The sequence below is a fragment of the Tersicoccus phoenicis genome (genome assembly GCF_001968835.1).
GTDB classification, from domain to species: Bacteria; Actinomycetota; Actinomycetes; order Actinomycetales; family Micrococcaceae; genus Tersicoccus; species Tersicoccus phoenicis.
Genome location: NZ_MRDE01000005.1, coordinates 1 through 22069 on the forward strand (window position 1 = coordinate 1; position 22069 = coordinate 22069).

At 72.4% G+C, this 22069-nt stretch carries 27 protein-coding genes, 4 tRNA genes and 1 riboswitch; of the genes, 24 read left to right on the forward strand and 7 right to left on the reverse strand.

The annotated features are described in order from the left end of the window. Positions 1–284: 284 nt before the first annotated feature. Positions 285–1202 (reverse strand): sulfurtransferase, encoded by a 918-nt coding sequence (locus tag BKD30_RS00525; protein ID WP_076700562.1) that lies wholly within the window; start codon positions 1200–1202, stop codon positions 285–287. A 190-nt stretch (positions 1203–1392) separates the two neighbouring features. On the opposite strand from BKD30_RS00525, the gene zapE reads away from it, so the two are divergent. Then, complete coding sequence (gene zapE / locus BKD30_RS00530) at positions 1393–2427, forward strand: cell division protein ZapE (protein ID WP_076700566.1); 1035 nt, start codon at positions 1393–1395, stop codon at positions 2425–2427. Positions 2428–2577: 150 nt separating this feature from the next. On the opposite strand, the gene BKD30_RS16405 is transcribed toward zapE, so the two are convergent. From BKD30_RS16405 to BKD30_RS00545, 4 genes are all read right to left on the reverse strand, one after another. Further along, positions 2578–2937 carry an antitoxin gene (locus BKD30_RS16405; RefSeq protein ID WP_076700568.1) on the reverse strand — a complete coding sequence of 120 codons (360 nt, stop codon included), beginning with the start codon at positions 2935–2937 and terminating at the stop codon, positions 2578–2580. Further along, positions 2879–3364: an ATP-binding cassette domain-containing protein gene (locus BKD30_RS16555; protein WP_076700571.1), complete on the reverse strand. Its 486-nt coding sequence runs from the start codon at positions 3362–3364 to the stop codon at positions 2879–2881. The genes BKD30_RS16405 and BKD30_RS16555 overlap by 59 nt, the downstream gene beginning before the upstream one ends. 1 nt (position 3365) lies before the next feature. Then, complete coding sequence (locus BKD30_RS15710) at positions 3366–3509, reverse strand: type II toxin-antitoxin system RelE family toxin (RefSeq protein WP_235861218.1); 144 nt, start codon at positions 3507–3509, stop codon at positions 3366–3368. 133 nt (positions 3510–3642) lie between these two features. Then, positions 3643–3714, reverse strand: a tRNA-Val gene (locus BKD30_RS00545). Between the two features lie 288 nt (positions 3715–4002). Here BKD30_RS00545 and BKD30_RS00550 point away from each other — a divergent pair. The 16 genes from BKD30_RS00550 to hisF all read left to right on the forward strand — a co-directional run bounded on the left by BKD30_RS00550 (position 4003) and on the right by hisF (position 15973). Next, positions 4003–4075, forward strand: a tRNA-Gly gene (locus tag BKD30_RS00550). 83 nt (positions 4076–4158) lie between these two features. Beyond that, positions 4159–4232, forward strand: a tRNA-Cys gene (locus BKD30_RS00555). Between the two features lie 36 nt (positions 4233–4268). After that, positions 4269–4340, forward strand: a tRNA-Val gene (locus BKD30_RS00560). 109 nt (positions 4341–4449) lie between these two features. Beyond that, positions 4450–5379: a cytochrome gene (locus BKD30_RS00565; RefSeq protein WP_083955873.1), complete on the forward strand. Its 930-nt coding sequence runs from the start codon at positions 4450–4452 to the stop codon at positions 5377–5379. 86 nt (positions 5380–5465) lie between these two features. Beyond that, positions 5466–6152, forward strand: coding sequence for a peptide deformylase (gene def / locus BKD30_RS00570; protein WP_076700578.1), 687 nt, complete (start codon positions 5466–5468; stop codon positions 6150–6152). Beyond that, positions 6149–7114 carry a methionyl-tRNA formyltransferase gene (gene fmt / locus BKD30_RS00575; protein WP_076700580.1) on the forward strand — a complete coding sequence of 322 codons (966 nt, stop codon included), beginning with the start codon at positions 6149–6151 and terminating at the stop codon, positions 7112–7114. The genes def and fmt overlap by 4 nt, the downstream gene beginning before the upstream one ends. 217 nt (positions 7115–7331) lie before the next feature. Continuing rightward, positions 7332–9050 (forward strand): RsmB/NOP family class I SAM-dependent RNA methyltransferase, encoded by a 1719-nt coding sequence (locus BKD30_RS00580; protein ID WP_235861220.1) that lies wholly within the window; start codon positions 7332–7334, stop codon positions 9048–9050. Then, positions 9047–9721 carry a ribulose-phosphate 3-epimerase gene (gene rpe, locus BKD30_RS00585; protein WP_076700585.1) on the forward strand — a complete coding sequence of 225 codons (675 nt, stop codon included), beginning with the start codon at positions 9047–9049 and terminating at the stop codon, positions 9719–9721. The genes BKD30_RS00580 and rpe overlap by 4 nt, the downstream gene beginning before the upstream one ends. A gap of 182 nt (positions 9722–9903) precedes the next feature. Continuing rightward, positions 9904–10056: riboswitch (FMN riboswitch) on the forward strand. Between the two features lie 125 nt (positions 10057–10181). Beyond that, positions 10182–10871: a nicotinamide riboside transporter PnuC gene (pnuC, locus tag BKD30_RS00590; RefSeq protein WP_076700588.1), complete on the forward strand. Its 690-nt coding sequence runs from the start codon at positions 10182–10184 to the stop codon at positions 10869–10871. Further along, on the forward strand, positions 10868–12022 hold the full coding sequence (gene ribD / locus BKD30_RS00595; RefSeq protein WP_076700592.1) for a bifunctional diaminohydroxyphosphoribosylaminopyrimidine deaminase/5-amino-6-(5-phosphoribosylamino)uracil reductase RibD: 1155 nt from the start codon (positions 10868–10870) through the stop codon (positions 12020–12022). Before pnuC ends, ribD begins: the two co-directional genes overlap by 4 nt. Position 12023: 1 nt before the next feature. After that, positions 12024–12776, forward strand: coding sequence for a riboflavin synthase (locus BKD30_RS00600; RefSeq protein ID WP_076700595.1), 753 nt, complete (start codon positions 12024–12026; stop codon positions 12774–12776). Next, positions 12773–13483 (forward strand): 3,4-dihydroxy-2-butanone-4-phosphate synthase, encoded by a 711-nt coding sequence (gene ribB, locus BKD30_RS00605; RefSeq protein WP_076700598.1) that lies wholly within the window; start codon positions 12773–12775, stop codon positions 13481–13483. The genes BKD30_RS00600 and ribB overlap by 4 nt, the downstream gene beginning before the upstream one ends. After that, positions 13480–13992: a 6,7-dimethyl-8-ribityllumazine synthase gene (gene ribH / locus BKD30_RS00610; protein ID WP_076700601.1), complete on the forward strand. Its 513-nt coding sequence runs from the start codon at positions 13480–13482 to the stop codon at positions 13990–13992. The genes ribB and ribH overlap by 4 nt, the downstream gene beginning before the upstream one ends. Positions 13993–14002: 10 nt before the next feature. Further along, on the forward strand, positions 14003–14266 hold the full coding sequence (locus BKD30_RS00615) for a phosphoribosyl-ATP diphosphatase (protein WP_076700632.1): 264 nt from the start codon (positions 14003–14005) through the stop codon (positions 14264–14266). Positions 14267–14309: 43 nt separating this feature from the next. Further along, a complete protein-coding gene (gene hisG, locus BKD30_RS00620; protein WP_076700605.1) occupies positions 14310–15152 on the forward strand; it encodes an ATP phosphoribosyltransferase in 843 nt (280 codons plus the stop codon). A 47-nt stretch (positions 15153–15199) separates the two neighbouring features. Beyond that, on the forward strand, positions 15200–15973 hold the full coding sequence (gene hisF / locus BKD30_RS00625; protein WP_076700609.1) for an imidazole glycerol phosphate synthase subunit HisF: 774 nt from the start codon (positions 15200–15202) through the stop codon (positions 15971–15973). 64 nt (positions 15974–16037) lie between these two features. Here hisF and BKD30_RS00630 read toward each other — a convergent pair whose 3' ends face one another. Then, positions 16038–16667: a TIGR03085 family metal-binding protein gene (locus BKD30_RS00630; RefSeq protein WP_076700641.1), complete on the reverse strand. Its 630-nt coding sequence runs from the start codon at positions 16665–16667 to the stop codon at positions 16038–16040. 89 nt (positions 16668–16756) lie between these two features. Here BKD30_RS00630 and BKD30_RS00635 point away from each other — a divergent pair, with 89 nt between their 5' ends. Both BKD30_RS00635 and BKD30_RS00640 read left to right on the forward strand, forming a co-directional pair. Then, a complete protein-coding gene (locus BKD30_RS00635) occupies positions 16757–17809 on the forward strand; it encodes a zinc-dependent alcohol dehydrogenase family protein (protein WP_076700612.1) in 1053 nt (350 codons plus the stop codon). A 347-nt stretch (positions 17810–18156) separates the two neighbouring features. Beyond that, positions 18157–18474 (forward strand): DUF6804 family protein, encoded by a 318-nt coding sequence (locus tag BKD30_RS00640; RefSeq protein WP_408033342.1) that lies wholly within the window; start codon positions 18157–18159, stop codon positions 18472–18474. 141 nt (positions 18475–18615) lie between these two features. Here BKD30_RS00640 and BKD30_RS00645 read toward each other — a convergent pair whose 3' ends face one another. Then, positions 18616–19449 (reverse strand): alpha/beta fold hydrolase, encoded by an 834-nt coding sequence (locus BKD30_RS00645; protein ID WP_143587994.1) that lies wholly within the window; start codon positions 19447–19449, stop codon positions 18616–18618. A gap of 71 nt (positions 19450–19520) precedes the next feature. On the opposite strand from BKD30_RS00645, the gene BKD30_RS00650 reads away from it, so the two are divergent. The 5 genes from BKD30_RS00650 to BKD30_RS00670 all read left to right on the forward strand — a co-directional run. Then, a complete protein-coding gene (locus BKD30_RS00650) occupies positions 19521–20039 on the forward strand; it encodes a TetR/AcrR family transcriptional regulator (RefSeq protein ID WP_076700622.1) in 519 nt (172 codons plus the stop codon). Continuing rightward, positions 20036–20392 carry a DMT family transporter gene (locus BKD30_RS00655; RefSeq protein WP_076700624.1) on the forward strand — a complete coding sequence of 119 codons (357 nt, stop codon included), beginning with the start codon at positions 20036–20038 and terminating at the stop codon, positions 20390–20392. Before BKD30_RS00650 ends, BKD30_RS00655 begins: the two co-directional genes overlap by 4 nt. Further along, positions 20389–20721, forward strand: a complete 333-nt coding sequence (locus BKD30_RS00660; protein WP_076700627.1) for a DMT family transporter — start codon at positions 20389–20391, stop codon at positions 20719–20721. The genes BKD30_RS00655 and BKD30_RS00660 overlap by 4 nt, the downstream gene beginning before the upstream one ends. A gap of 260 nt (positions 20722–20981) precedes the next feature. Next, the gene (locus BKD30_RS00665; RefSeq protein ID WP_143587995.1) at positions 20982–21257 is read left to right on the forward strand and encodes a hypothetical protein; all 276 of its coding nucleotides are present in this window, start codon (positions 20982–20984) and stop codon (positions 21255–21257) included. Then, positions 21214–22069, forward strand: an 856-nt coding sequence (locus BKD30_RS00670; protein WP_218189227.1) for a hypothetical protein, incomplete at its 3' end; no start/stop codon positions are given. The genes BKD30_RS00665 and BKD30_RS00670, both read left to right, overlap by 44 nt.

A 22069-nucleotide genomic window follows, 5' to 3' on the forward strand; every position in this document is an offset into this window, starting at 1 on the left:
ATGATCCGCCCACTGTCCACCCCGCGCCGGCTCGCCGCCCGGCAGGTGCGGCTCAAGCAGTGCCCACTGGTCATCAGTCAGATCATGTCGGTCGTGCATGAAACCGTGTCTACCGCGTGCCGACCCCAATCATTCGCGGGACACGCCCTAGTTCCGCGGCACGCGTCCCGCCGTCGCGTACACCACACCGAGCACGACGGTGGGACGGGACGTCCGCGAACGACGACGGGCGCCGCCGGACCGAGGTCCGTGGCGCCCGTCGTCGGGTCGCGCCGGCGTGCGGCTCAGCGCGCGGCGGGCGCCTCACCGGGCTCGTCACCGGTGGCGATAGGCACGCGCACCGCGTTGCCCCACTCGGTCCACGACCCGTCGTAGTTGCGCACCGAGTCGAAGCCCAGCAGGTGGGAGAGCACGAACCAGGTGTGACTGGAGCGCTCGCCGATCCGGCAGTAGGCGATGACGTCGTCGCCCTCCTTCAGCCCCGCGTCCCCGAGGTAGATCTGCTCCAGCTCGGGGCGGGACTTGAAGGACCCGTCCTCCGCCGCGGCCCGGGCCCAGGGCACGGACGCCGCGGAGGGGATGTGGCCGCCGCGCAGGGCACCCTCCTGGGGGTAGGCCGGCATGTGGGTCTTCGCGCCGGTGTACTCCTCGGGGGAGCGGACGTCGATCAGCGGCTTACCGAAGTGGGCGAGGACGTCCTCCTTGAAGGCGCGGATGGCGGCGTCGGAGCGCTGCACCTCCGGGTAGTCGGCCGGCGCCGGCTCCGGCACCTCCGTGCTCAGCTCCCGACCCTCGGCCACCCACTTGTCCCGGCCGCCGTCCATCAGTCGCACGTCCTCGTGGCCGAACAGGGTGAAGACCCACAGCGCGTACGCGGCCCACCAGTTCGACTTGTCGCCGTAGATGACGACCGTGGTGTCCCGGGAGATGCCCTTGGCCCGCATCAGCGCGGCGAAGCCGGCCCCGTCGACGTAGTCGCGGGTCACCGGGTCGTTCAGATCGGTGTGCCAGTCGATCTTGATGGCGCTCGGGATGTGTCCGGTCTCGTACAACAGGACGTCCTCGTCCGACTCGACCAGGACGAACCCGCCGTGCTCCGGGTGCGCGGCATCGAGGCGGTCGGCCACCCACGCCGTCGAGACGAGTCGGTCCGGGTGGGCATAGGCGCTGAACTTCTCGTTCGTCTCCGCTGCGATCGTCATCGCTGGTCCTTCCGATCGGGGTCTGGTCCACTGTCCACCCTAGTCGTGACAGCGCGGCGATGCCCGGATCGGCTGACGGCCCGCGTCATCCGGGGCCACACCGCAGCGTGGACCGGGAGGTGCGCTGCCGTACTGTGGACGGGAGGGAGCGGGACCGCACCGCGAATTGATGCACGGGAGGACTGACGACGTGGGCGAGATCGTGCACCTCGTGGACCGGCAACCGACGGTCTCGGCGGAGGACCTGCTGGCCGGCTTCCATCCCTCACCGCGCTTCGGGAACGTCTCCTTCGACACCTATCGCCCGGATCCCGCGCAGCCCAGCCAGACCGAGGCGGTGCACGAGCTGAAGGCCTTCGCCGCCTCGGTGGACACCCCGGCTCCCAGCGGCTGGCGCAGGCTGTTCGGCCCCCGCGCCGCCGAGCGGCGGCCCGGTATCTACCTGGACGGTGGGTTCGGCGTCGGCAAGACCCACCTGCTCGCGTCCCTGTGGCACGCAGTGGACGGTCCCAAGGCGTTCGGTACGTTCGTCGAGTACACGAACCTCGTCGGCGCCATGTCCTTCCGCCGGGCGGTGGACGAGTTGCGCGGGTACCGGCTGGTCTGCATCGACGAGTTCGAGCTCGACGACCCGGGAGACACGGTGATGATGTCGCGGTTGATGCGCGAGCTCTCCGACGCCGGCGTCAAGCTGGCCGCGACGTCCAACACGCTGCCCGGTGCCCTGGGGGAGGGGCGTTTCGCCGCCGTCGACTTCAAGCGTGAGATCCAGGTGCTCGCCGACCAGTTCGACGTCGTGCGCATCGACGGGGAGGACTACCGGCACCGCGGGCTGCCGGCGGCGCCCGAGCCGGTGACCGACGACGCCGTGGCGGCCGCCGCCGACGCCGCCGCCCAGCGGGGGCGCACGGTCGCCCTCGACGACGTCGAGACCCTGGTCGAGCACCTCTCCCGCGTGCACCCCAGCCGGTACCGCCGGCTGATCGACGGCGTCGACGTCGTGGCCTGGCGCGGCGTGCGCACCATCACCCGACAGGACCAGGCGCTGCGCTTCGTCGTCCTCGCCGACCGGCTCTACGACCGGGACGTGCCTATCATCGCCAGCGGCGAGCCGCTGGACCGCCTGTTCTCCGAGGAGATGATGGCCGGCGGTTACATGAAGAAGTACTTCCGGGCGGTGTCCCGGTTGACCGCGCTGACCCGGGAGGGCGGCGCCGCCGTCTGACATCGCCCCCGTCCGGCCGCGGGCGCCAAGGACGTCCGGCACCGGACGCGCGTGAGCCGGCACCACCCGGAGGTGACACCGGCTCACGGTTCGATCATTCGTCAGGGGCGGTCCTCCGCGGCCACCCGGGCACGGGTTCCCGGTCTCGCCTCAGCGCCCCAGGTCGGGGTCCACCTTGGTCGGGTCGGGCTGTTGCGCGTCCTCGGTGGGCGCGGAGGGGGTCTCGGTCCCGGCCGTTCCGGCCGCGGTACCGGTACTGGTGGTGTCGGTACCGCCGGTGGCGCCCGTCCCGCCGGGCCGGTGCTGCGCACGCAGGCGGTTCACGGCACCACTGGCCTTCTGCTGCACGGCGTCGATGCGTTCGGCATACTTACCGCCGGTCTTCCGGTCGACGAAGTCACCGGCCTTCTCGATGCCCTGCTTCACCTGGCCTTCGTGATCGCGGACGGCGTCAGCGGCCTTGCCGAACAGGCCCGAGGCCTTGCCCTTCAGATTGTCGAAAGCAGACACTGCCACCTCCTTTCTGCCGGGAGGCGGGATGTCGCCTCCGTGTGTCCACCATCGTAGAACAAGAAGCAGCCGCGGACGGGGTGTCCGTCCGACCGGGTACGTACTGCGTAAACAGTTCGATGCCTTGCTCGGCAGTGGTGCCCGGATGCCGAGTTTCCGCGCCACGCACCGTGCCGCGTGGCGGCGCGTAGAACCCCGCGATCAACTTCAAGATCGTGGTCCTTCCGGCTCCCGACGGCCCCACGATTCCGACGCGTGCGCCGTGGGGTATGGCAGACGAGACACCGGCAAGAGCCTCGTGGGTCGTGGGGTCAACGGAACACTCCCGCCGCAGGTGGATGACTACCCGTGCGTCCCGCTGATGGTTGGTCACGCGGAGTGTGCCGATGCGGCAGCGGCCATCGGTACGCGCGACGACACAGGCCACCTCATCGCCGGTGGACGCCGCTGCGTCGGTCTAGATGCACGACCTCCCCCGTGCGGGCGTCGTCCATGATGCCGTAGATCACCCGGTAGTCACCTCGGCGAGCGGAGTGCAGGCCGTGAAGCTCGCCGCGGAGCGGCTTGCCCACGCGCTGTGGATGGTCAGCGAGGGGCCCGAAGATCGTCGGGGGAGATGAGGACCGCGGCCGGGTGGCCGTGGGGCGTGATCATCCGTCGACACGGCACAGGGGTCCCGGAATGACTCCGGAACCCCTCCTGCGGTGGGCGATACTGGGTTCGAACCAGTGACCTCTTCGGTGTGAACGAAGCGCGCTACCACTGCGCTAATCGCCCGTGCGGGTCTGTCCGTCGGCCGGGCAGCGATTCACATCGTAGCGGAGTGCACACTCGGCGCGAAATCAACGGAACGACCGGTCGGCGGCCGCGCCACCGGCCGGTGGCGGCCCCGTCGCAGGCCCGTCGGTGACCCCGTCCCGGTGAGTGTTCCAGGGCTGAGGAACGGCTGGATTCCGCGGGATCGCGCTGGCGCTGGAGCGATTTGGCCAGGCGCGGCGACGCCTGTAGAGTCATTTCTCGCAAGAACACGGCGGCACCGCCTCGGGGCGGGCCAGGTTTCTGTATGCGGACGTAGCTCAGCTGGTAGAGCACCACCTTGCCAAGGTGGATGTCGCGGGTTCGAATCCCGTCGTCCGCTCGCACTCCACTGTTCAGCCAGTCGGTGGACCGGGTCTCCAGCTCGGGTTCCCGCACGGCGGTCCGAGTGGACCACCAGGTCACGGTGGGGTGGCCGAGAGGCGAGGCAGCGGCCTGCAAAGCCGTATACGCGGGTTCGAATCCCGTCCCCACCTCCAGCTTCGGCGGGTCTCGACCCGTCGACGGCGACATGGGCGCGATTGGCGCAGCGGTAGCGCGCTTCCCTGACACGGAAGAGGTCACTGGTTCGATCCCAGTATCGCGCACGAGTGAAGGCCCCGGCGGGTGACCGTCGGGGCCTTCGTGCGTTCCCGATGCCGTCGGGGTCGGCGCGGGTGTTCGAGAAACGTCGGTGGCCGGTGGGAGAGTGAAGACATGACGCAACCGAGGCTGGCGCACCAGACCGAACACGGACGGATGTACTCGAGGTCGACGAATACGCCCCCGACGGTGCCGTCCATCACCACCGTCATCGCCCAGCAGGCCGTCGATCTGACCGGATGGTCCGGCTACATGGCCGCCAACCATCTCGCCTCCCATCCGGCGCTGCTCGGTGCCGCGAACGATCCGGGTCAGCTGCGCTCCCTGGTCCGGGAGGCCGCGTCGGCCGCGGAGCAGTACCGCAACACCGCCGCGGAGCGCGGTGATCGCGTGCATTTCTACTGCGAGCAGATCGCTCTGCAGGCGATGGGCCGCGATCACCGGGCGCGGGAGGCACGGGAGGACCTGGCGCAGCACGGCGAGCACCAGTTCGCCGACCGGTTCGACGAGTGGTGGAGCGCCTACGGGGTGGAGCCGCTGGCTGCCGAGGCGACCGTCTGGAACCACGACGTCGGCTACGCGGGCACGCTCGATCTGATCGCCCGGATCGGCGGCCGTGTGTGCCTGATCGACTTCAAGACCCGCGGCACCGACCGGGACGGCTTCGTCAAGGCCCTGGACGAGAAGGTCGTCATGCAGCTCACCGCCGGCATGAAGGCGCAGGAATGGCTGGTCGACGCCGAGGCCGGTACCTGGGAATCGTTCCCGTTCGGGGCGAACCCGCTGCTGCTGCCGGTCGCCATCGGCCAGACCGAGGTGCGGCCGATGCGCGCCCGCGACGACGTGCTCGCCCACCACTGGTACAAGTTCTGTTCCCTGCGCCGGGTCTGGGAGACCACGGCCGACGCCACCGCCGCCGGGCGTGCGTTGCTGCCGATCGCGCCGCCGCCCGCGGGCGGGACGGTGGCGGGGGAGCGACGTCGCCCGTCCGGGGCGACCGCCGTCTCCGCCCTCGCCGGGTCCGGCCCGGGCACCGGTTCCTGACCGCCCCGGATTCGCACCACTAGACTGGAACGCCGGGCCGGATCGACGGAACCGGGCGAGCAAGAACGAGGAGTGCGACGACAGCGATGGCGATACTGCCCGTCCGGGTGCTGGGTGACCCGATCCTGCGGACCCGCGCGGAGGACGTGACCCGGTTCGACGACGCCCTGGCCCGTCTGGTCGAGGACATGCACGAGACGATGATCGCCGTCGGCGGCGTGGGGCTCGCCGCGCCGCAGGTCGGCGTCGGGCTGCGGATCTTCACCTGGGAAGTGGACGACTCCTCCGGCCACGTCGTCAACCCCGTGCTCACCGTCCAGGACGAGACGCAGTCCGGCATGGAGGGCTGCCTGTCGGTCCCGGCGATCGGCGGCCACACCACCCGCGCCCAGCGTGCCACCGTGACCGGCGTCGACGTCACCGGCGCGCCCGTGACCGTCACCGGGGAGGGGATGCTCGCGCGGTGTCTCCAGCACGAGACCGATCACCTGGACGGGACCCTCTACCTGGACCGGCTCGACGGCGATGAGCGCCGCACGGTGATGGCCGCGTTGCGCACCGACGACTGGCGCGCCGCCGTCGCGCGCGTGCAGGACGACCGGCGCGACCTGGAACCGGCCGCGGCGAGCACCGGGGCCGCGCGGCTCCGGTCCGCCGGCACCACGGGAACTGCTCCGCACACCGCGCGTCGTCCCGGCTCAGCCGGGCCCGGGGACGGGCGAGTGGCCGGGGGTGCCGCTCCCGGCGCCAGCTTCTTCGGTGGCGGCCGATGAGGGTCCTGTTCGCGGGCACCCCGGACACCGCAGCCGACGCGCTCGGCCGCCTGCACGCCCACCTGAGCGACACCGACGACGAGCTCGTCGGCGTGCTGACCCGCCCCGACGCCCCGCTCGGGCGCAAGCGGGTGCTGACCCCGTCCCCGGTGGCCGCCGTGGCGGTGGAGCTCGGACTGCCGGTGATCAAAGCCGCCCGCGTCGACGGCGGGACTCAGGCGCACCTCGCCGACCTGCACCTCGACGTCGCCGTCGTCGTCGCCTACGGGGCACTGATCCCGGCCGCGGCCCTGGATCTGCCCCGGCACGGCTGGCTCAACCTGCATTTCTCCCTTCTGCCCGCCTACCGCGGGGCCGCGCCGGTACAGCGGGCCATCATCGACGGGCGCAGCAGCACCGGCGCGAGCGTCTTTGCCCTGCGCACGGGGCTCGACACCGGGCCGGTGTATGGCACGGTCACCGCTCCGATCGGGCCGACCGACACGACCGCGACGATGTTGCGGACCCTCACGGCCAGCGGCACCGACCTGCTCGCCGAGGTGCTCGAGGGCCTGTCCGCGGGCACCGCCCGGGCGGTCGAGCAGGCCGGCGACGTCACGTCGGCCCCCAAGCTCACCCTCGAGGACGGCCGGCTCGACTGGACCACGACGGCGGCAGCGCTCGACGCGCGCAGCCGCGGCGTCACCCCCGAGCCCGGTGCCTGGACCACGCTGGACGGCGGCCGCGTCAAACTCGGCCCCGTCCGGGCCGTTTCGGCGGATGCCGATGGCGTCGGCCACGCCGCTGCGGCGCTGCCCTCACTCGGTCCGGGGGTGGTGACGGAACACGGCCGGCGCGTGCTCGTCGGCGCCGGGGACGGCGTCGTCGTGCTCAGCACCGTGCAACCCGCCGGTCGCACGCCGAAGCCCGCCCGCGACTGGTGGCGCGGCGTGCACCACGGTGCGGAGGTCCGCTTTGCCTGATCACGATCCCCACCGCCGGAACGATCGCCGCGACGACCCGAACCGCCGGAACGACCGTCGCGACGACCCGAACCGCCGGCGCGGCGACCGTGACCGCCAGCCGCGCGGCAACGCCGGCGAGAGCCGCCGCGACGACGCCGGCAAGAACCGCGGCAACGCCGGCGGGAACAGCCGCGACGACCCGAACCGCCAGGCTCGGCGGAGCGGTGGGGGGGAGGTGCGCCGGAACGCCCAGGGCCGGGAGCGCAACCGGGGCGGTGAGCGACGGTACAGTTCGGCCGCCCCCGCTCGACGGGGCCGCGCGGCCGATCCCGCCCGGCTCGCCGCCTTCGAGACCCTGCGAGCCGTCAGCGCCGACGACGCCTACGCCAACCTGGTGCTCCCGGCACGTCTCCGTCGGCACGGCCTGACCGGGCGCGACGCCGGGTTCGCCACGGAGCTGGCATACGGTGCGCTGCGGTCCCAGGGCACGTGGGACGCGATCCTCGCCCGTTGCGTCGACCGCCCGCTCGACGCCGTGGACGCGCCCGTGCGTGACGCGCTGCGCCTGGGCACTCACCAACTGCTCGCCATGCGGGTGCCCGCGCATGCCGCCCTGGACCAGACCGTCGCCCTCGCCCGGGAGGTCATCGGGGCCGGTCCCAGCGGCTTCATCAACGCCGTACTGCGCCGTGTGTCGGAGCGGCCGCTGGCCGGTTGGCTGGACGAGGTCACCGCCGGCCTCGACGAGACGGCCGCCGCGGCGCTGCGGTACAGCCACCCCGCCTGGGTCGTCCGCGCCATGCGGCAGGCGCTCGTCGCCCACGGCAGGGACGCGGCGGAACTGCCCGACCTGCTCGCCGCGGACAACGCCGCTCCGGTCGTGCACCTGCTGGCCCTCCCGGGCCTCGGTGACCTCGCCGAGGTGCTGGCCGCCGGCGCCGTTCCGGGCGAACTGGCCGCCGGGTCGGCCACGATCGCCGCCGGCGACCTGGGCCGGTTCACCGGTGTTAAGGACGGCACGGTCCGGATCCAGGACGCCGGCTCGCAGCTGGTCGCCCGCGCACTCGCCGCCGCGCCGCTCGCCGGCCGGCAGAGCACCGGCCGTGAGAGCGCAGGCACCGAGGGCACGACACCCGGCACGAACGTCGGTGCCACACCGTCCACCACGACCCTGCCCGGCACCGGCGAGCGCTGGCTGGACGGGTGCGCCGGGCCCGGCGGCAAGGCGGCACTGCTGGCCGCTCTGGCGTTGCAGCACGGCGCCACCGTCACCGCGAACGAACTCGCTCCACACCGGGCCGAACTCGTCAGGCGTGCGCTTGCGCCCGTGCCGGAGACGACGTGGCGGGTCACCGAACGGGACGGCCGGCTCATCGGCGACGAAGAGCCCGGCGGTTACGACCGGGTCCTCGTCGACGTCCCGTGCTCCGGCCTGGGGGCTCTGCGCCGGCGCCCCGAGGCGCGGTGGCGGCGTACCCCGGCCGACATCGCTCAGCTCGGCGCACTGCAGCGCGACCTGCTCCGCTCCGCTCTCGCGGCGACCCGCCCCGGAGGGGTCGTGGCCTACGCGACCTGCTCCCCGCACCCGGCCGAGACGATCGCCGTCGTCGACGACGTCCTCCGTGGCGCCCCGGGCGTCGAGCTGCTCGATACGCCCGCCGCGCTCGACGCCGCCGCCTTGGTGCCCCTGCACGCCGGCGGTACCGCGGCGAGCGTGGCAGGCGGAGCTGCGGCGAACGACGCCGGCGACGCCGGTGACACCGACGACCCGCGCCGGCCGCGGCATGGCACGGCTCAGCTGTGGCCACACGTGCACGGCACCGACGCGATGTTCCTGGCGCTACTGCGCGTCCCCGCCGGTGGCACCGCCGGCGCGATCGCCGACGCCGAGCCCGCCGGCGCGGCGCCGGACCCCACCGACACCGTCCCCACCGCGACCCCGGAGGCATCGTGACCGAGCCCGCCACCCGCCACGCCCGGATCCACCCGAGCATCCTCTCCGCCGACTTCGCGAACCTCGAGGCCGAGCTGGCCCGGATCGCCGACGCCGACAGCGTGCACGTGGACATCATGGACAACCACTTCGTGCCGAACCTGACCCTCGGACTACCGGTCGTCGAGCGGCTCCAGCAGGTCAGCCCGGTCCCGCTGGACGTGCATCTGATGATCGCGGACCCGGATCGGTGGGCGCCGGGGTACGCCGAAGCGGGGGCCGCGTCCGTGACCTTCCACGCCGAGGCGGCGACCGCGCCGATCCGGCTGGCCCGACAGTTGCGTTCCCTCGGTGCCCGGGCGGGCGTGGGCCTGCGTCCGGCGACACCGGTCGAACCCTGGCTGGACCTGCTCGCCGAGATCGACCTGCTGCTCGTGATGACCGTCGAGCCGGGCTTCGGCGGCCAGGCGTTCCTGGACGTGATGCTGCCGAAAATCCGCCGCGCTCGCGCCGCCGTCGACGGCTCCGGGGCACAGGTCGCTCTCCAGGTGGACGGCGGGATCACGCGAGAGACGATCGTCGCTGCCGCCGACGCCGGGGCCGACGTGTTCGTCGCTGGTTCTTCCGTCTACGGGGCCGACGACGCCGCAGCCGCCATCGCCGGCCTGCGCGAGGTTGCCGGCGGCCGCTGACCCGCACCGTCGCGACGTCGCCCGCAGACCGCCCCGAACAGTGCTGCCGTTGTTCGGGCTGGGGTGCTGGAGCCCGAACAGTGGTGCCGTTGTCTGGGCTGGAATGCGCGCAGTCGGTGCCCGTGTCGCGAACGTGACGGAGCGCACCAGTCCCTCCGAGGCGTGCGTGTCATAATGAACCGATACGTGCTCCGGGGTCGGTGAAAGTCCGAACCGGCGGTGACAGTCCGCGACCCGGTGCGTCGATCAGTGGCCACGCCACAGGATCAGCGCACCGGTTGAGCCGGTGGAATTCCGGCACCGACAGTCAGAGTCTGGATGGGAGAAGCACGTCGCGCGCGACGTCCGGCGACCGCTGGACCGTCGTCGGGTTCGCGGTCCGTCCGCTCGTCCCGGCCCTCGTGCGCACCCTCACCCCGGAACCGTCATGGTTCGGCAACGGTGAGGAAGGAACGGGCCCGTGGACGTCCTGCGATGGCTGTTCGAGGCGAAGCTGACCATCGGTGGTGGCTTCATCCTGTGGCGCGAGGTGCTCGGTAACGTCTTCGGCCTGGTCAGCGCGTTCGGTGGCATGCGCCGCCGGGTGTGGGCGTGGCCGGTCGGCATCGTCGGCAACGTCCTGCTGTTCACGGTCTTCCTGGGCGCGGTCTTCGGCTCCCCGAACCCCGTGAACCTGCTCGGCCAGGCCGGCCGCCAGGTGATGTTCATCGTCGTATCGATCTACGGCTGGTACAGCTGGCGGCAGTCCCGCGGCGACGCCGGCACCGCCGTCGTGCCTCGCTGGGCCTCCAACCTCACCCGCGTTCGTCTGGTGATCGGCCTGGTGGGGGGCACCGCCATCCTGACCCCGGCGTTCCGGGCGCTGGGCAGCTACGAGCCGGTGTGGGCCGACGCCTGGATCTTCGTCGGCTCCCTGCTGGCCACCCTCGGCATGGCCCGCGGCTGGGTGGAGTTCTGGCTGATCTGGGTGGCCGTCGACATCGTCGGGGTGCCCCTGTTGATCTCCGCCGGCTACTGGGCCTCCGCCACCATGTACATCATCTACGGCGGCTTCACCCTCACCGGCTTCTTCGTCTGGTGGCGCTACCGCAACCAGGCGGCCGCTCCCCGCGTGGAGACCGTGTTCCCGGATCCGCGGGTCGAGTCGTGACGGCCACCACCCACCACGTCACCGACGCCGACTTCACGCTGGCCGATGAGCACGCCATGGCTGCCGCGCTGCGGGCCGCGGCGACCGGCGTGCGGGGCGCGAACCCGCTGGTCGGTGCCGCCCTGCTCGATCAGGACGGTCAGCTGATCGCCGTCGGCCACCACCGCGGCGCCGGCACTGACCACGCCGAGGTCGACGTGCTGCGCCGGGCGGAGGCCGCCGGCGCGACTGCCGCGCAGATCGCGGCGGCCACCATGGTCGTGACCCTGGAGCCGTGCAACCACACCGGGCGCACGGGCGCGTGCACGGAGGCGATCCTCGCCGCCGGCATCCGCTCGGTCGTTCACGCGATCGGCGACCCCCACCGCGCCGCGGCCGGCGGAGCGCATCGACTGCGCGCGGCAGGCGTGCGGGTGCGGGCCGGCCTGCTCGCCGGCCAGGCCAGGCAACTGAACCGGCGCTGGCTCGCCGCGGTCGGCACGCGGCCCTTCGTCACGCTCAAGGTGGCGCAGAGCCTGGACGGCGGCATCGCCGCAGCGGACGGCACCAGCCAGTGGATCACCGGCACCGACGCGCGAGCGGACGGACACCGGCTGCGCGCCCTGGCCGACGCCGTGCTCGTCTCGACCGGCACGGTCCTGGCGGACGACCCCGCCCTGACGGCTCGCCGGGCCGACGGATCGAGGGCGGCCCGGCAGCCCCGACGTGCCGTGATGGGGCTGCGTCCGGTCCCGGCGTCCGCGGCGGTGCGGGGTGACGACGGCCGGTTCCGCGCCCTGCCGACTCGCGACCCGGCCGAGGCGCTGGCCGGCCTCTACGCCGACGGGGTCAAGCACGTCGTGATCGACGGCAGCCCCGGGCTCGCTACCGCGTTCGCCCGGGCGGGCCTCGTCGACGAGCTCGTCGTCTACCAGGCGCCGCTGCTGCTCGGCGGCCGTCCCGCCTTCCCCGACCTCGGGCTGAGCACCCTCGGGGAGGCGATCCGCTTCGTCCCGGACGAGGCCGGTGGGGGAGCGGCCACCCGGTTCGGACCCGACACCCGGCTCCGGTTCGTTCCCGAGGACGCCGCGGCCGACGCCGCGGCCGACGACGCCGCCGACGCGCCCGGCGCCGCCGACGACACCGTTCCCGTCCCCGATCGGAAGGACTGACATGTTCACCGGTATCATCACCGACCGAGGCATGGTCCGTGACCTCGTCGTCGACCCCGCGCGGGACAGCGCCGTGCTGACCCTGACGGCGCACGACGCGACCACCGACCTGCCGATCGGCGGCTCCCTCGCCGTCAACGGTGTGTGTTTGACCGCGACCGCCCCGGAGCAGACCAGCGCCGCGGCCGCCCCGGAGCCGACCGGCACCGGCTCGGCCGGCTCGGTCGTGACCGGAACCGTCCGGCTCGACGTGATGGGGGAGACCCTGCGCCGCACCACCATCGGCGCGCTGACGCCCGGGGACACCGTCAACCTCGAACGCTGCCTGCAGCCGACCGGTCGGCTCGACGGGCACATCGTGCAGGGCCACGTCGACGGCGTCGCCCGGCTGACCGAGCGCGAACACCTCGGCGACTGGGAGCGGCTGCGCTTCACCGTCCCGGCCACACTGGCCCCCTACCTTGCGGAGAAGGGATCCGTGGCCGTGGAGGGGGTGTCCCTGACGGTGACGGCGGTCAGCCCGGCCACCGTCGACGAGCACTGGTTCGAGGTCGGGCTGATCCCGACGACCCTGGCGGTCACCACGCTGGGGGCCCGGCAGCCGGGGGACGCGGTCAACCTCGAGGTCGACGTGATGGCCAAGTACGCGGCCCGTCTCGCCGCCTTCGGAGCGGTCCCGACGCGCGGAGCCGCCGGCCTTGCGGGTGCCGACAGGACCGGCACCGCCGTTCCGGACGAAGGAGTGCGGGCATGAGCGGCATCAGCACGGCCCACCCCACCGTCGTCCGGCTGGACACGATCGAGTCCGCGCTGTCCGCGCTGCGCGCCGGTCGGCCGGTCGTCGTCGTCGATGACGAGGACCGGGAGAACGAGGGCGACCTGATCTTTCCGGCCGAACGCGCAGATGCGGCGCTGATGGGCTTCACCGTCCGGTACACCTCGGGCGTGGTCTGCGTCCCGCTGAGCGCTGCGGCCGCGCGCCGGCTCGCGCTGCCGCCGATGCTGGCCGTCAACGAGGACCCGAAGGGCACCGCCTACACCGTCTCGACGGACGCGGCGACCGGGGTCAGCACCGGGATCAGCGCCGCGGACCGGGCCCGCACCGCCGTGGTGCTGGCCGACCCGGCCGCCACCGCCGCCGACCTGACCCGGCCCGGCCACGTCTTCCCCCTGATCGCCGTCGACGGTCTGCTGGCCGCCCGCCGGGGGCACACCGAGGCCGCCGTCGCCCTGTGTCTGGCCACCGGTCATGAGCCCGTCGGCGTGATCGCCGAGCTGGTTCACGACGACGGGTCGATGATGCGGCTGCCGGCCCTGCGCGCCTTCGCCGACGAGCACGGCCTGGCGCTGATCAGCATCGCCGCGCTGATCGAGCACCTCGCCCGGCAGCCGGAGGACCCGGACACGAGCAGCACCACGAACCTCACCACCAGCCCGAACGCCCGAAAGGACCCACGATGAGCGGCCACGGCTCCCCCCAGCCCACCCTGCAGACCGGCACGAACCACCTGTGCGTCGCGATCGTCGCCGCCTCCTGGCACGAGCAGGTGATGGACGGCCTGCTCGACGGCGCCCGACGAGCGGTGGCCCAGGCCGGCGCCACCGCGGTCGAGATCCGGGTGCCCGGCTCCTTCGAACTGCCCGTCGCCGCAGCCCGGTTGGCGCCGACCGTTGACGCCGTCGTCGCGCTCGGCGTCGTCATCCGCGGCGGCACCCCGCACTTCGAGTACGTGTGTGCCGCGGCCACCACCGGACTGACCGACGTCTCCGTGCGCACCGGCGTCCCGGTCGGGTTCGGCGTCCTGACCTGCGACACCGAGGCCCAGGCCCTGGACCGGGCCGGCCTGGAGGGCTCGAGCGAGGACAAGGGCTTCGAGGCCGCCGCGGCGGCGCTGAACACGGCGGCGACCCTGGCCGGTGTGACGGGAGGGGCCGTCCCCGATGCCGAGGCCGGCGCCGGGCGACGGTAACGTGGAGGCCGTGAAATCCTTCGATTCGCTCTTCGCCGAACTGCGCGCGAAAGCCGACGACCGACCCACCGGCTCACGCACCGTCGCCGAGCTGAACGCCGGCGTGCACGGCATCGGCAAGAAGATCGTCGAGGAGGCCGCCGAGGTGTGGATGGCCGCCGAGTACGAGACCGACGAGGAAGCGGCCGAGGAGATCTCGCAGCTGCTGTATCACCTGCAGGTGTTGATGATCGCCAAGGGGCTGACGCTCGAGGACGTCTACCGACATCTGTAGGCCGCCCGTCCGCCGTCAGCCCCGTCCCTGAGGAAGAGATCCCATGCTCCGCGTCGCCGTCCCCAACAAGGGCTCCCTGTCCGAGGCCGCCACCACCATGCTCACCGAGGCCGGGTACCGGCAGCGGCGGGACAACCGGGAACTGGTGCTGACGGACCAGGAGAACCACGTCGAGTTCTTCTACCTGCGGCCACGGGACATCGCCGTCTACGTCGGTGCCGGGACGCTCGACGTCGGTCTGACCGGCCGTGACCTGCTGCTGGACGCCCGCGTCGACGCCGTCGAACTGCTCGAACTGGGTTTCGCCGCCTCGACGTTCCGGTTCGCCGGGCCGCTGGGCCGGTACTCCGACATCGACCAGCTGGCCGGTCGCCGGTTGGCGACCAGCTACGACGGCCTGCTGCGCGGCTATCTCGCCGAGCGCGGCATCGAGGCCACCGTCGTGCGGCTCGACGGCGCCGTCGAGTCCTCCGTCCGGCTCGGTGTCGCCGACGCGATCGCCGACGTCGTCGAGACCGGCAGCACCCTGCGCGCCGCCGGGATGGAGACGTTCGGCGAGCCGATCCTGCGCTCCGAGGCCGTGCTGATCGGCCGGGACGGGCACGAACCCGAGGGGATCGACGTGCTGATCCGGCGCCTGCAGGGCGTGCTCGTGGCCCGGCGCTACGTGATGATGGACTACGACATCCGCGCCGACCTGGTCGACGCCGCCTCCGCCATCACCCCGGGCCTGGAGTCGCCCACCATCTCGCCGCTGCGCGACGGCGAGTGGGTGGCCGTGCGCGCGATGGTGCTGCGCACCCAGACCAACCGGATGATGGACGAGTTGTACGCCCTCGGCGCCCGCGCCATCCTCACCAGCGCCATCCACGCCGCCCGGATCTGAGTCCCGCCCACCCGCACCGCACCGGGCCGCACCCGAAGGAGACCGACATGAGCGTGGCGATCCGCGTCATCCCGTGCCTGGACGTCGACGCCGGCCGGGTGGTCAAGGGCGTGCAGTTCGAGGGCCTGCGCGACGCCGGTGACCCGGTCGAGCTGGCCCACCGCTACGACCGGGCGGGCGCCGACGAGTTGACGTTCCTGGACGTGACCGCCTCCTCCGGCAACCGCGCCACCACCTACGACGTCGTGCGGCGCGCGGCCGAGGAGGTCTTCATCCCCCTGACGGTCGGCGGCGGGGTGCGCTCCGCGGCGGACGTGGACCGGCTGCTGCGCGAGGGTGCGGACAAGGCCTCGATCAACACCGCCGCCGTGGACCGGCCCGAGGTGATCGACGAGATCGTCACCCGCTTCGGTTCCCAGGTGCTGACGCTGTCCCTGGACGCGCGGCGCGTCCGGGAGGGCACCCGCACCGACTCCGGTTTCGAGGTCACCACCCACGGCGGTCGGCGGGGTACCGGCATCGACGCGCTCGCGTGGGCGCGGCAGGCCGCCGAGCGCGGGGTGGGGGAGATCCTGCTCAACTCCATCGACGCGGACGGCACCAAGGACGGGTTCGATCTGGAGTTGATCGCGGCCGTGCGGGCCGTGGTGGGCATCCCGTTGATCGCCTCCGGCGGGGCGGGGGCGCCCGAGCACTTCCCGCCGGCCGTGGACGCCGGCGCGGACGCCGTGCTCGCCGCGTCGGTGTTCCACTTCGGTCCCGACAACGCCATCGCGCGGGTCAAGGCGGCCATCCGGGCGGCGGGCCACCCGGTCCGCTGAGGGAGTCATCCGCGCCCAGTCATCCGCGCCGAGTCAACCGCCCCGGGTGGTCGGCCGCGCCGGATCAGCCGCGCAGGGCAGCGACGGCCTCGGCGGAGCCCTCCACCGTCACCAGGGCGGCGGTGCGGCGGCCGAAGGCGTGCATGACCAGTTCGCCCGGGGCGCCGACGACGGCGACGGCGTCGGCCGCACGCCTGGCCACGTGCCGGTAGCCCCCGGGGTCGACCAGCACGACGCCGACGGGCGCCGACCGGTAGGCCAGGCCGGCGAACGCCACGAGCCGCTCCCACAGGGTCGCCTCGTAGTCGGCGTCGAGCACGCGCGGGGCCCACTCGTCGACGGCCCGGCGCACGTCCTCGGTGTGCACGAAGTACTCGAGGAGGTTCACCCGCGCCGCGAGTCGGGGCAGCCGCCGCGGGCTGATCGGGCTGCGGCCCCGGCGGAACCGGTCCACCAGGGCGGTGAAGCCCGTACCGGTGGCCGCGGTGGCCGCCAACTCGCGGGTGCGCCGTTCGGTCCGCTCGGCCAGTGGGGGCACGACGATGCCGGCAGCCACGCCCGGCCGGTGCTCCCGCAGGTAGAGGTGGGCGGCGAGCTCCTGGGTGCGCCACCCCGCGCAGAGCGTGTCGCGGCCCGGGCCGGCCGCGAGCAGCGTCTCGGCCAGCGCCTCCCGCGAGAGCTGCACGAAGTCCATCAGGGCGAACGTAGCACGGTACCCGCGCCCGGGGATGTCGCCGGTTGAGGTAGCGCGATGAACGAGCGCGTCCGCGATACGGTGCACGGGTGCGCGCTGTCGTCGTCGATGCGGTCCAGGCCCAGCCCGAGGTGCGGGAGGTGGCTCGACCGTCCGCCCCCGACGGCGGGGTGGTGGTGCGGGTGAGGGCGACCGGGTTGTGCCACAGCGACTGGCACGCCTGGGCCGGCCACGACGACATCGCCTTCCCGCATGTCCCCGGGCACGAACTGGCCGGTGTCGTCGCCGAGGTCGGCGCCGGGGTGACGCGCTGGGCCGTGGGGGACCGCGTCACGGTGCCGTTCGTCTGCGGCTGTGGACACTGTGCGTGGTGCCGTGGCGGCAACGCCCAGGTCTGCCCGCACCAGCAGCAACCCGGCTTCACGCACGGGGGGTCGTTCGCCGAGTACGTCGCCCTGCATGCCGCCGACACCAATCTGGTCGCCGTTCCCGAGCAGGTCGACTTCAGCACCGCGGCCGCCCTGGGATGCCGCTTCGCCACCGCGTACCGCGCCCTCGTCGGCCGAGCCCGGCTGAGCGCCGGCGAGTGGGTCACGGTCATCGGTGCCGGCGGGGTGGGCCTGAGCGCGGTGATGATCGCGCACGCCCTGGGCGCCCGCGTCATCGCCGTCGATCGCAACCCCGACGCGCTCGACGTCGCCGCCGGCCTGGGCGCGGAGCACACCGTGCTCGCCGACGGCGCTGATCCCGACGCCGCTGACCTGCCTGCCGTCGTCGTCGGCCTGACCGGAGGCGGCAGCCACGTGGCGGTCGACGCGGTCGGCAGCGAACAGACCTGCACCAGCGCGATCCTCAGCCTGCGCCGTCGGGGCCGGCACGTGCAGATCGGACTGCTGCCCCCGGTCGACGGGCCGCCCCGCGTGCCGATTGACCGGGTGATCGCCTGGGAGCTCGACGTGCTGGGCAGCCACGGCATGGCCGCCGCCGACTACCCGGGCATGATGGCGCTCATCGAGCAGGGCCGACTCCAGCCCCAGCGCCTGGTCGCACGCACGATCGGCCTGGCCGAGGCGGCCGCCGCGCTTCCCACCTATCACCGGGCGGCCGCGGCCGGCATGACCATCATCGAACCGGCACGGTAGGACGTCGACGCCGGCACGGCGCCTGCCGTCGGTCCGCGGTGGTGGCCGGTGCCCATGCGCGATCTCCCCCGCAGGTTCGAGCAGCCAACCAGCTGCTAGCCTGAGAACGCCCGACGGTGGGTCGGCCTCCGTCCGCGACGGCGTCGACCGAGTTCGGTTGCGTCCATCGACCGTTCGCGGTGAGAGCAAGGTCGATGGCTTCCCCCGATGCGCTGCGCCGGGACGAGAGGCGCGCCGATCCGCGCGGAACCTCGACGACGAAAAGGAACCATGACTGCGCATTCCTGCCGCCCCATGCAGCGACGTATCGACTCGACGACGGAAGCGCAGTGAGCAGGCGGGAACGCGTGCCCACGCCGTATCAGCGCAACGCGTTCGCGCCCGGTGCGCTCGCTGCTGCAACCCTCTTCCTCGCTCCGGTCCTGACCGGAGCGGACCGGGCCATGATCGTGTTGTTCCTGACGTCGATCCTCGCGATGATCGTCGGCTGGTTCGCCGTGCAGGCCGGGCGCTGGTGGTGGGTTCCGGTGTTCGCCTCGATCGCCGTGGTGTGGAATCCGATCCTGCCGCTCTCGCTCGCCGGTCCGGTGTGGGGCGCGGCCCAGCCCGTCGCGGCGGTGATCTTTCTCGTCGCCGGTGCGACGATCAAGGTGCGGCGGTCGTGACACAGACGCGATGAGTGTTCCGCCGCCGACGATCGGGGAACCCGCTCGCCTTCCGGCCCGTTGAAGCGTCGCTCGTCGCTCGTCGCTCGTCGCGCTCACGCTCGCGGTGCTGCACGTGATGGGGAGGATGGAGCCGGTGCCTCAGGACGCCGTGAAGAAGTCCGCGAGCGCATGCGCGATCCGGTCGGGCTCGTTCTCCATGGGGAGGTGCCCCGCGTCCGGAATCCGGACCAGGGTCGTGTGGGGGATCTCCGCGGCGAAGCGCTCGGCGTACTCGACCTTCTGGAAGCCGTCGTCCTCACCCCAGATCAGGAGCTTGGGCGTCGGGGAGCCCAGTAGCGACGGGAGGAGGTCCATGGTGTACCGGTCGTCGGCCGCACCCGCCATGGCCATCCACGAGCGACACACCCGGGCATCGGTCCACGGGTCGAGGTAGTCGGTGATCCGCTGCTCGGTGGCCGCGTCGCCCAGTGCGGTGGTCACGGCGTCCCGGCGGGCGGCGAGCAGGTCCTCGGGCGTCGTGCCGGCGACCACGGCCGGGTCCCGGAACCGGGCCACCCCGGGCACCGGCCAGGAGTCGTAGGTGACGGCGTTGACCAGGGCCAGACGGCTGACGTCGAACGGACCGTGGACGAGCAGGTGCTGTGCCACGCCTCCGCCGATGTCGTGGCCGACGACGCCGATCCGCCCGGTGAGGCCGAGCGCGGACACGAACCGACCCACCCAGTCCGCGAGCGCGGGCACCGCCGCGGTCTCCGGGTCGAGTTCACCGTCCGAGCGCCCGAAACCCGGGAAGTCCACCGCGACGGGCCGCAGACCGGCCTCGGCCAGACCGCCGAGCACCGGTTGCCAGACCCGGCTCCACCACGTGCCGTGCAGCAGCAGGACGACGGGTCCGTCCCGGTCCACGGTGAGGTAACTGGTGCCATGCCCGTCGACCTGGATCTCGGTTCTCACCACGTTCGTCGGAGTCATCCGCTCACTGTACGGGGAGCGGCTGATCGGACATGGTCACCTACCATACAGATGGTAGGTATAGTGATCCGATGACATCCAAGGCGGAGATTCTCGAGGCGGCGCTGATGGTGCTGCGGCACGGTGAGCCCTTGACGATCGATGCTGTCGCTCGGCGTGCGGGGCTGACCAAACCGGGTGTGGTGCACCATTTCGCGACGAAGGAGGCCCTCGCGGTCGCGGTCGTCGACCGGGTACTCGACCGCTGGGAGGAGCAGCTTCTCGTACGGGCGGGGAAGGATGCCGGGCCACGCGAGAATCTGCGCGCGTACGTGGACTACGCCTTGATGGGCGAGCTGGACGGCGCCGACCTGGCGCTGCTTGCTGACGCCCGTCTGCGGGACAGATTGTCGGAGCGGTGGGCGAGCCGGATGAATCTCTGGTTCGGTAGCACCGACGCAGAGTCCGACCCGAGTTTCACGTCGGCGCGATTGATCGCGGACGGGGCGTGGATCGACCGCTGCCTCGGGATGTTCGACCTTTCCGCGCAGAAGCGCGCGGCCATCACTACCGTCGCCCTCGGCCTCATCGATGAGGGGGCACCGAAGTGACGTGGTGGTATCTGGCCGGTGCGATCCTCCTGGAGGTGACCGGGTCGCTGTCCCTGAAAGGCGCGCTCGAGGCCCCCGGCCTGTACCCGCTCGTCGTCGTCCTCTATGTCGGTTCGGTCGTCGCCCTGTTCATGTCGCTGCGGCATGGGATGGCGCTCGGCGTGGGCTATGGCATCTGGGGCGCCAGCGGGGTGGCGCTCACCGCCGTCATGTCGATGGTCATCTTCGGTGAACCCATCACCGTCCTGATGGGCATCGGCATCGCCGTCATCGTGGCCGGAGTGCTGCTGGTCGAGCTGGGTTCGCACGCTGCCCACCAGAAGGCCGGGAACGACGGCGAGGCGGCCGGATGAGCGCCCTCGCCATCACCGCACTGATCGGCGCGATCGTCAGCGAGGTCGCCGGCACGATCTCGCTTCGTCGGGCCAGCAGCGGTGAGAAACGCTGGTGGTTCGGCGTCGGCATCGGATACCTTCTGGCGTTCGCCATGCTGGTCGTCGTCCTGGGTCAGGGGGCAGCCCTCGGTGTCGTGTACGGCATCTGGGCTGCGGCGGGCGTGGCCATCACGGCGATCCTGGATCGACTCCTGTTCAGAGAGCCCCTCACCGGGATCATGAGCCTCGGGATCATCCTCATCGTCGGTGGGGTGCTCCTGATCGAGCTCGGGGCGCAGGGCACGTGAACCAGCTCGGCGAATTCGGTGGTGGTCTCGCCGCCGAAGGTCGACACGCGAGCGCACCCGGTGACCGTTATGACATTGTTATAGACGCTCGTCGGCACTCCAGCGTAGTGTGAGCGTTCTCACAGCAGTATCACACGTAACAGGGGGGCCTCATGTCTGGAAGGAATGGTTCTGTCGCGCCGAGAGTCGGTGCGGCAGGTCCGGGTTTGAACGCTCGTCATGGTGTTCGCCGTGGCGGGCGTTTGTTGTTGTCGGGGGTGGTGAGCCTGTCGCTGGTGGCGGGGACGGCGTCGGCGGCGCACGCGTTCGTCCCGGTGGTGGTGCCGGGCGCGGACGCGTCGCAGACGAGCCTGCTGGGCAAGCTCGGGGCCCGGCCGGGTGCGACCCGGGTGCCGGTGGCGGTCAGTGACCGGGTCTCCGGGTCGGTGGACGTGGGGACCGGCAACGGCGCCGTGTCGCTGCAGTTGCTGGGCTTGCCCGGGGGTGCAGGGAATGGTCGGGATCGGCCTGGTGCGCAACAGCCTCGGAGCGGGTGACACGGGGGCGGGGACGGTGGACGGGTGGCGGTTCGACATCGCCGGGGCCGGGCACTTGTACCAGTCCGGGTCGAACCTGGTCTACGCGTCGGGGGACGGGTATTCGACGACGTTCGTGCCGGTGACCGGGCAGCCCGGGGTCTACACCACCCCGGCCGGGGTGAAGGCCGACCTGGTGGCGGCGGGGTCGGGTTGGAAGCTGACCAGCAGGACCAGTGCCACGGTGACGACGTTCGACGCGGACGGCAACCCGGTCTCGCTGGCGGACCGGAACGGGAACACGGTGGCCATCACGTGGGCGGGCGGGTTGCCGACGAAGGTCGTCGCCGCGCAGGCCGCGTTCTCGCCGTCGGGGACGGTGGCCGCGTCCCGGACGGCGTGGATCACGACCACCGCGACCAGCATCACCGTCTCCCAGGGGGCGTCGGTGTCGGCGCCGTTGCGGACGGCGAAACTGACCAAGGATTCGGCCGGGGACTGGTCCCAGTTCACGGACCCGAACGGCACGGTCACCACGTTCAGCTACGCCGGGGGTGATCTGACCGGGGTGCAGGTCCCCGACGCGGGCACGGTCTCCTGGGGCCTGGACTCGGGCGGCCGGGTGACTTCCTCCACCCGGGCGAACGCGTCGGCGGGGTCCCCGGGTGACGCGGTCACCCGATTCGCCTACCCGACCAGTACCCAGACCCTGGTGGCGGGTCCGAACACCGACCAGACCCAGGCGGTCTCGGCGGTGCCGCGGACGACGTACCAGATCGACGCGTCGGGCCGGGTGATGAGCGTCCTGGACGCGGTGGGCCGCAGCAAGTCGC

Excerpts from the sequence above, each read along its gene's own strand:
- BKD30_RS00565 (WP_083955873.1), top strand. The coding sequence starts at position 4,450 with ATGACGCAACCGAGGCTGGCGCACCAGACCGAACACGGACGGATGTAC.
- ribH (WP_076700601.1), top strand. The coding sequence starts at position 13,480 with ATGAGCGGCCACGGCTCCCCCCAGCCCACCCTGCAGACCGGCACGAAC.
- ribB (WP_076700598.1), top strand. The coding sequence starts at position 12,773 with ATGAGCGGCATCAGCACGGCCCACCCCACCGTCGTCCGGCTGGACACG.
- BKD30_RS00645 (WP_143587994.1), bottom strand. The coding sequence starts at position 19,449 with ATGACTCCGACGAACGTGGTGAGAACCGAGATCCAGGTCGACGGGCAT.
- BKD30_RS00600 (WP_076700595.1), top strand. The coding sequence starts at position 12,024 with ATGTTCACCGGTATCATCACCGACCGAGGCATGGTCCGTGACCTCGTC.
- BKD30_RS00525 (WP_076700562.1), bottom strand. The coding sequence starts at position 1,202 with ATGACGATCGCAGCGGAGACGAACGAGAAGTTCAGCGCCTATGCCCAC.
- hisF (WP_076700609.1), top strand. The coding sequence starts at position 15,200 with ATGAGCGTGGCGATCCGCGTCATCCCGTGCCTGGACGTCGACGCCGGC.
- def (WP_076700578.1), top strand. The coding sequence starts at position 5,466 with ATGGCGATACTGCCCGTCCGGGTGCTGGGTGACCCGATCCTGCGGACC.
- BKD30_RS00660 (WP_076700627.1), top strand. The coding sequence starts at position 20,389 with ATGAGCGCCCTCGCCATCACCGCACTGATCGGCGCGATCGTCAGCGAG.
- BKD30_RS00650 (WP_076700622.1), top strand. The coding sequence starts at position 19,521 with ATGACATCCAAGGCGGAGATTCTCGAGGCGGCGCTGATGGTGCTGCGG.
- BKD30_RS00630 (WP_076700641.1), bottom strand. The coding sequence starts at position 16,667 with ATGGACTTCGTGCAGCTCTCGCGGGAGGCGCTGGCCGAGACGCTGCTC.
- hisG (WP_076700605.1), top strand. The coding sequence starts at position 14,310 with ATGCTCCGCGTCGCCGTCCCCAACAAGGGCTCCCTGTCCGAGGCCGCC.
- fmt (WP_076700580.1), top strand. The coding sequence starts at position 6,149 with ATGAGGGTCCTGTTCGCGGGCACCCCGGACACCGCAGCCGACGCGCTC.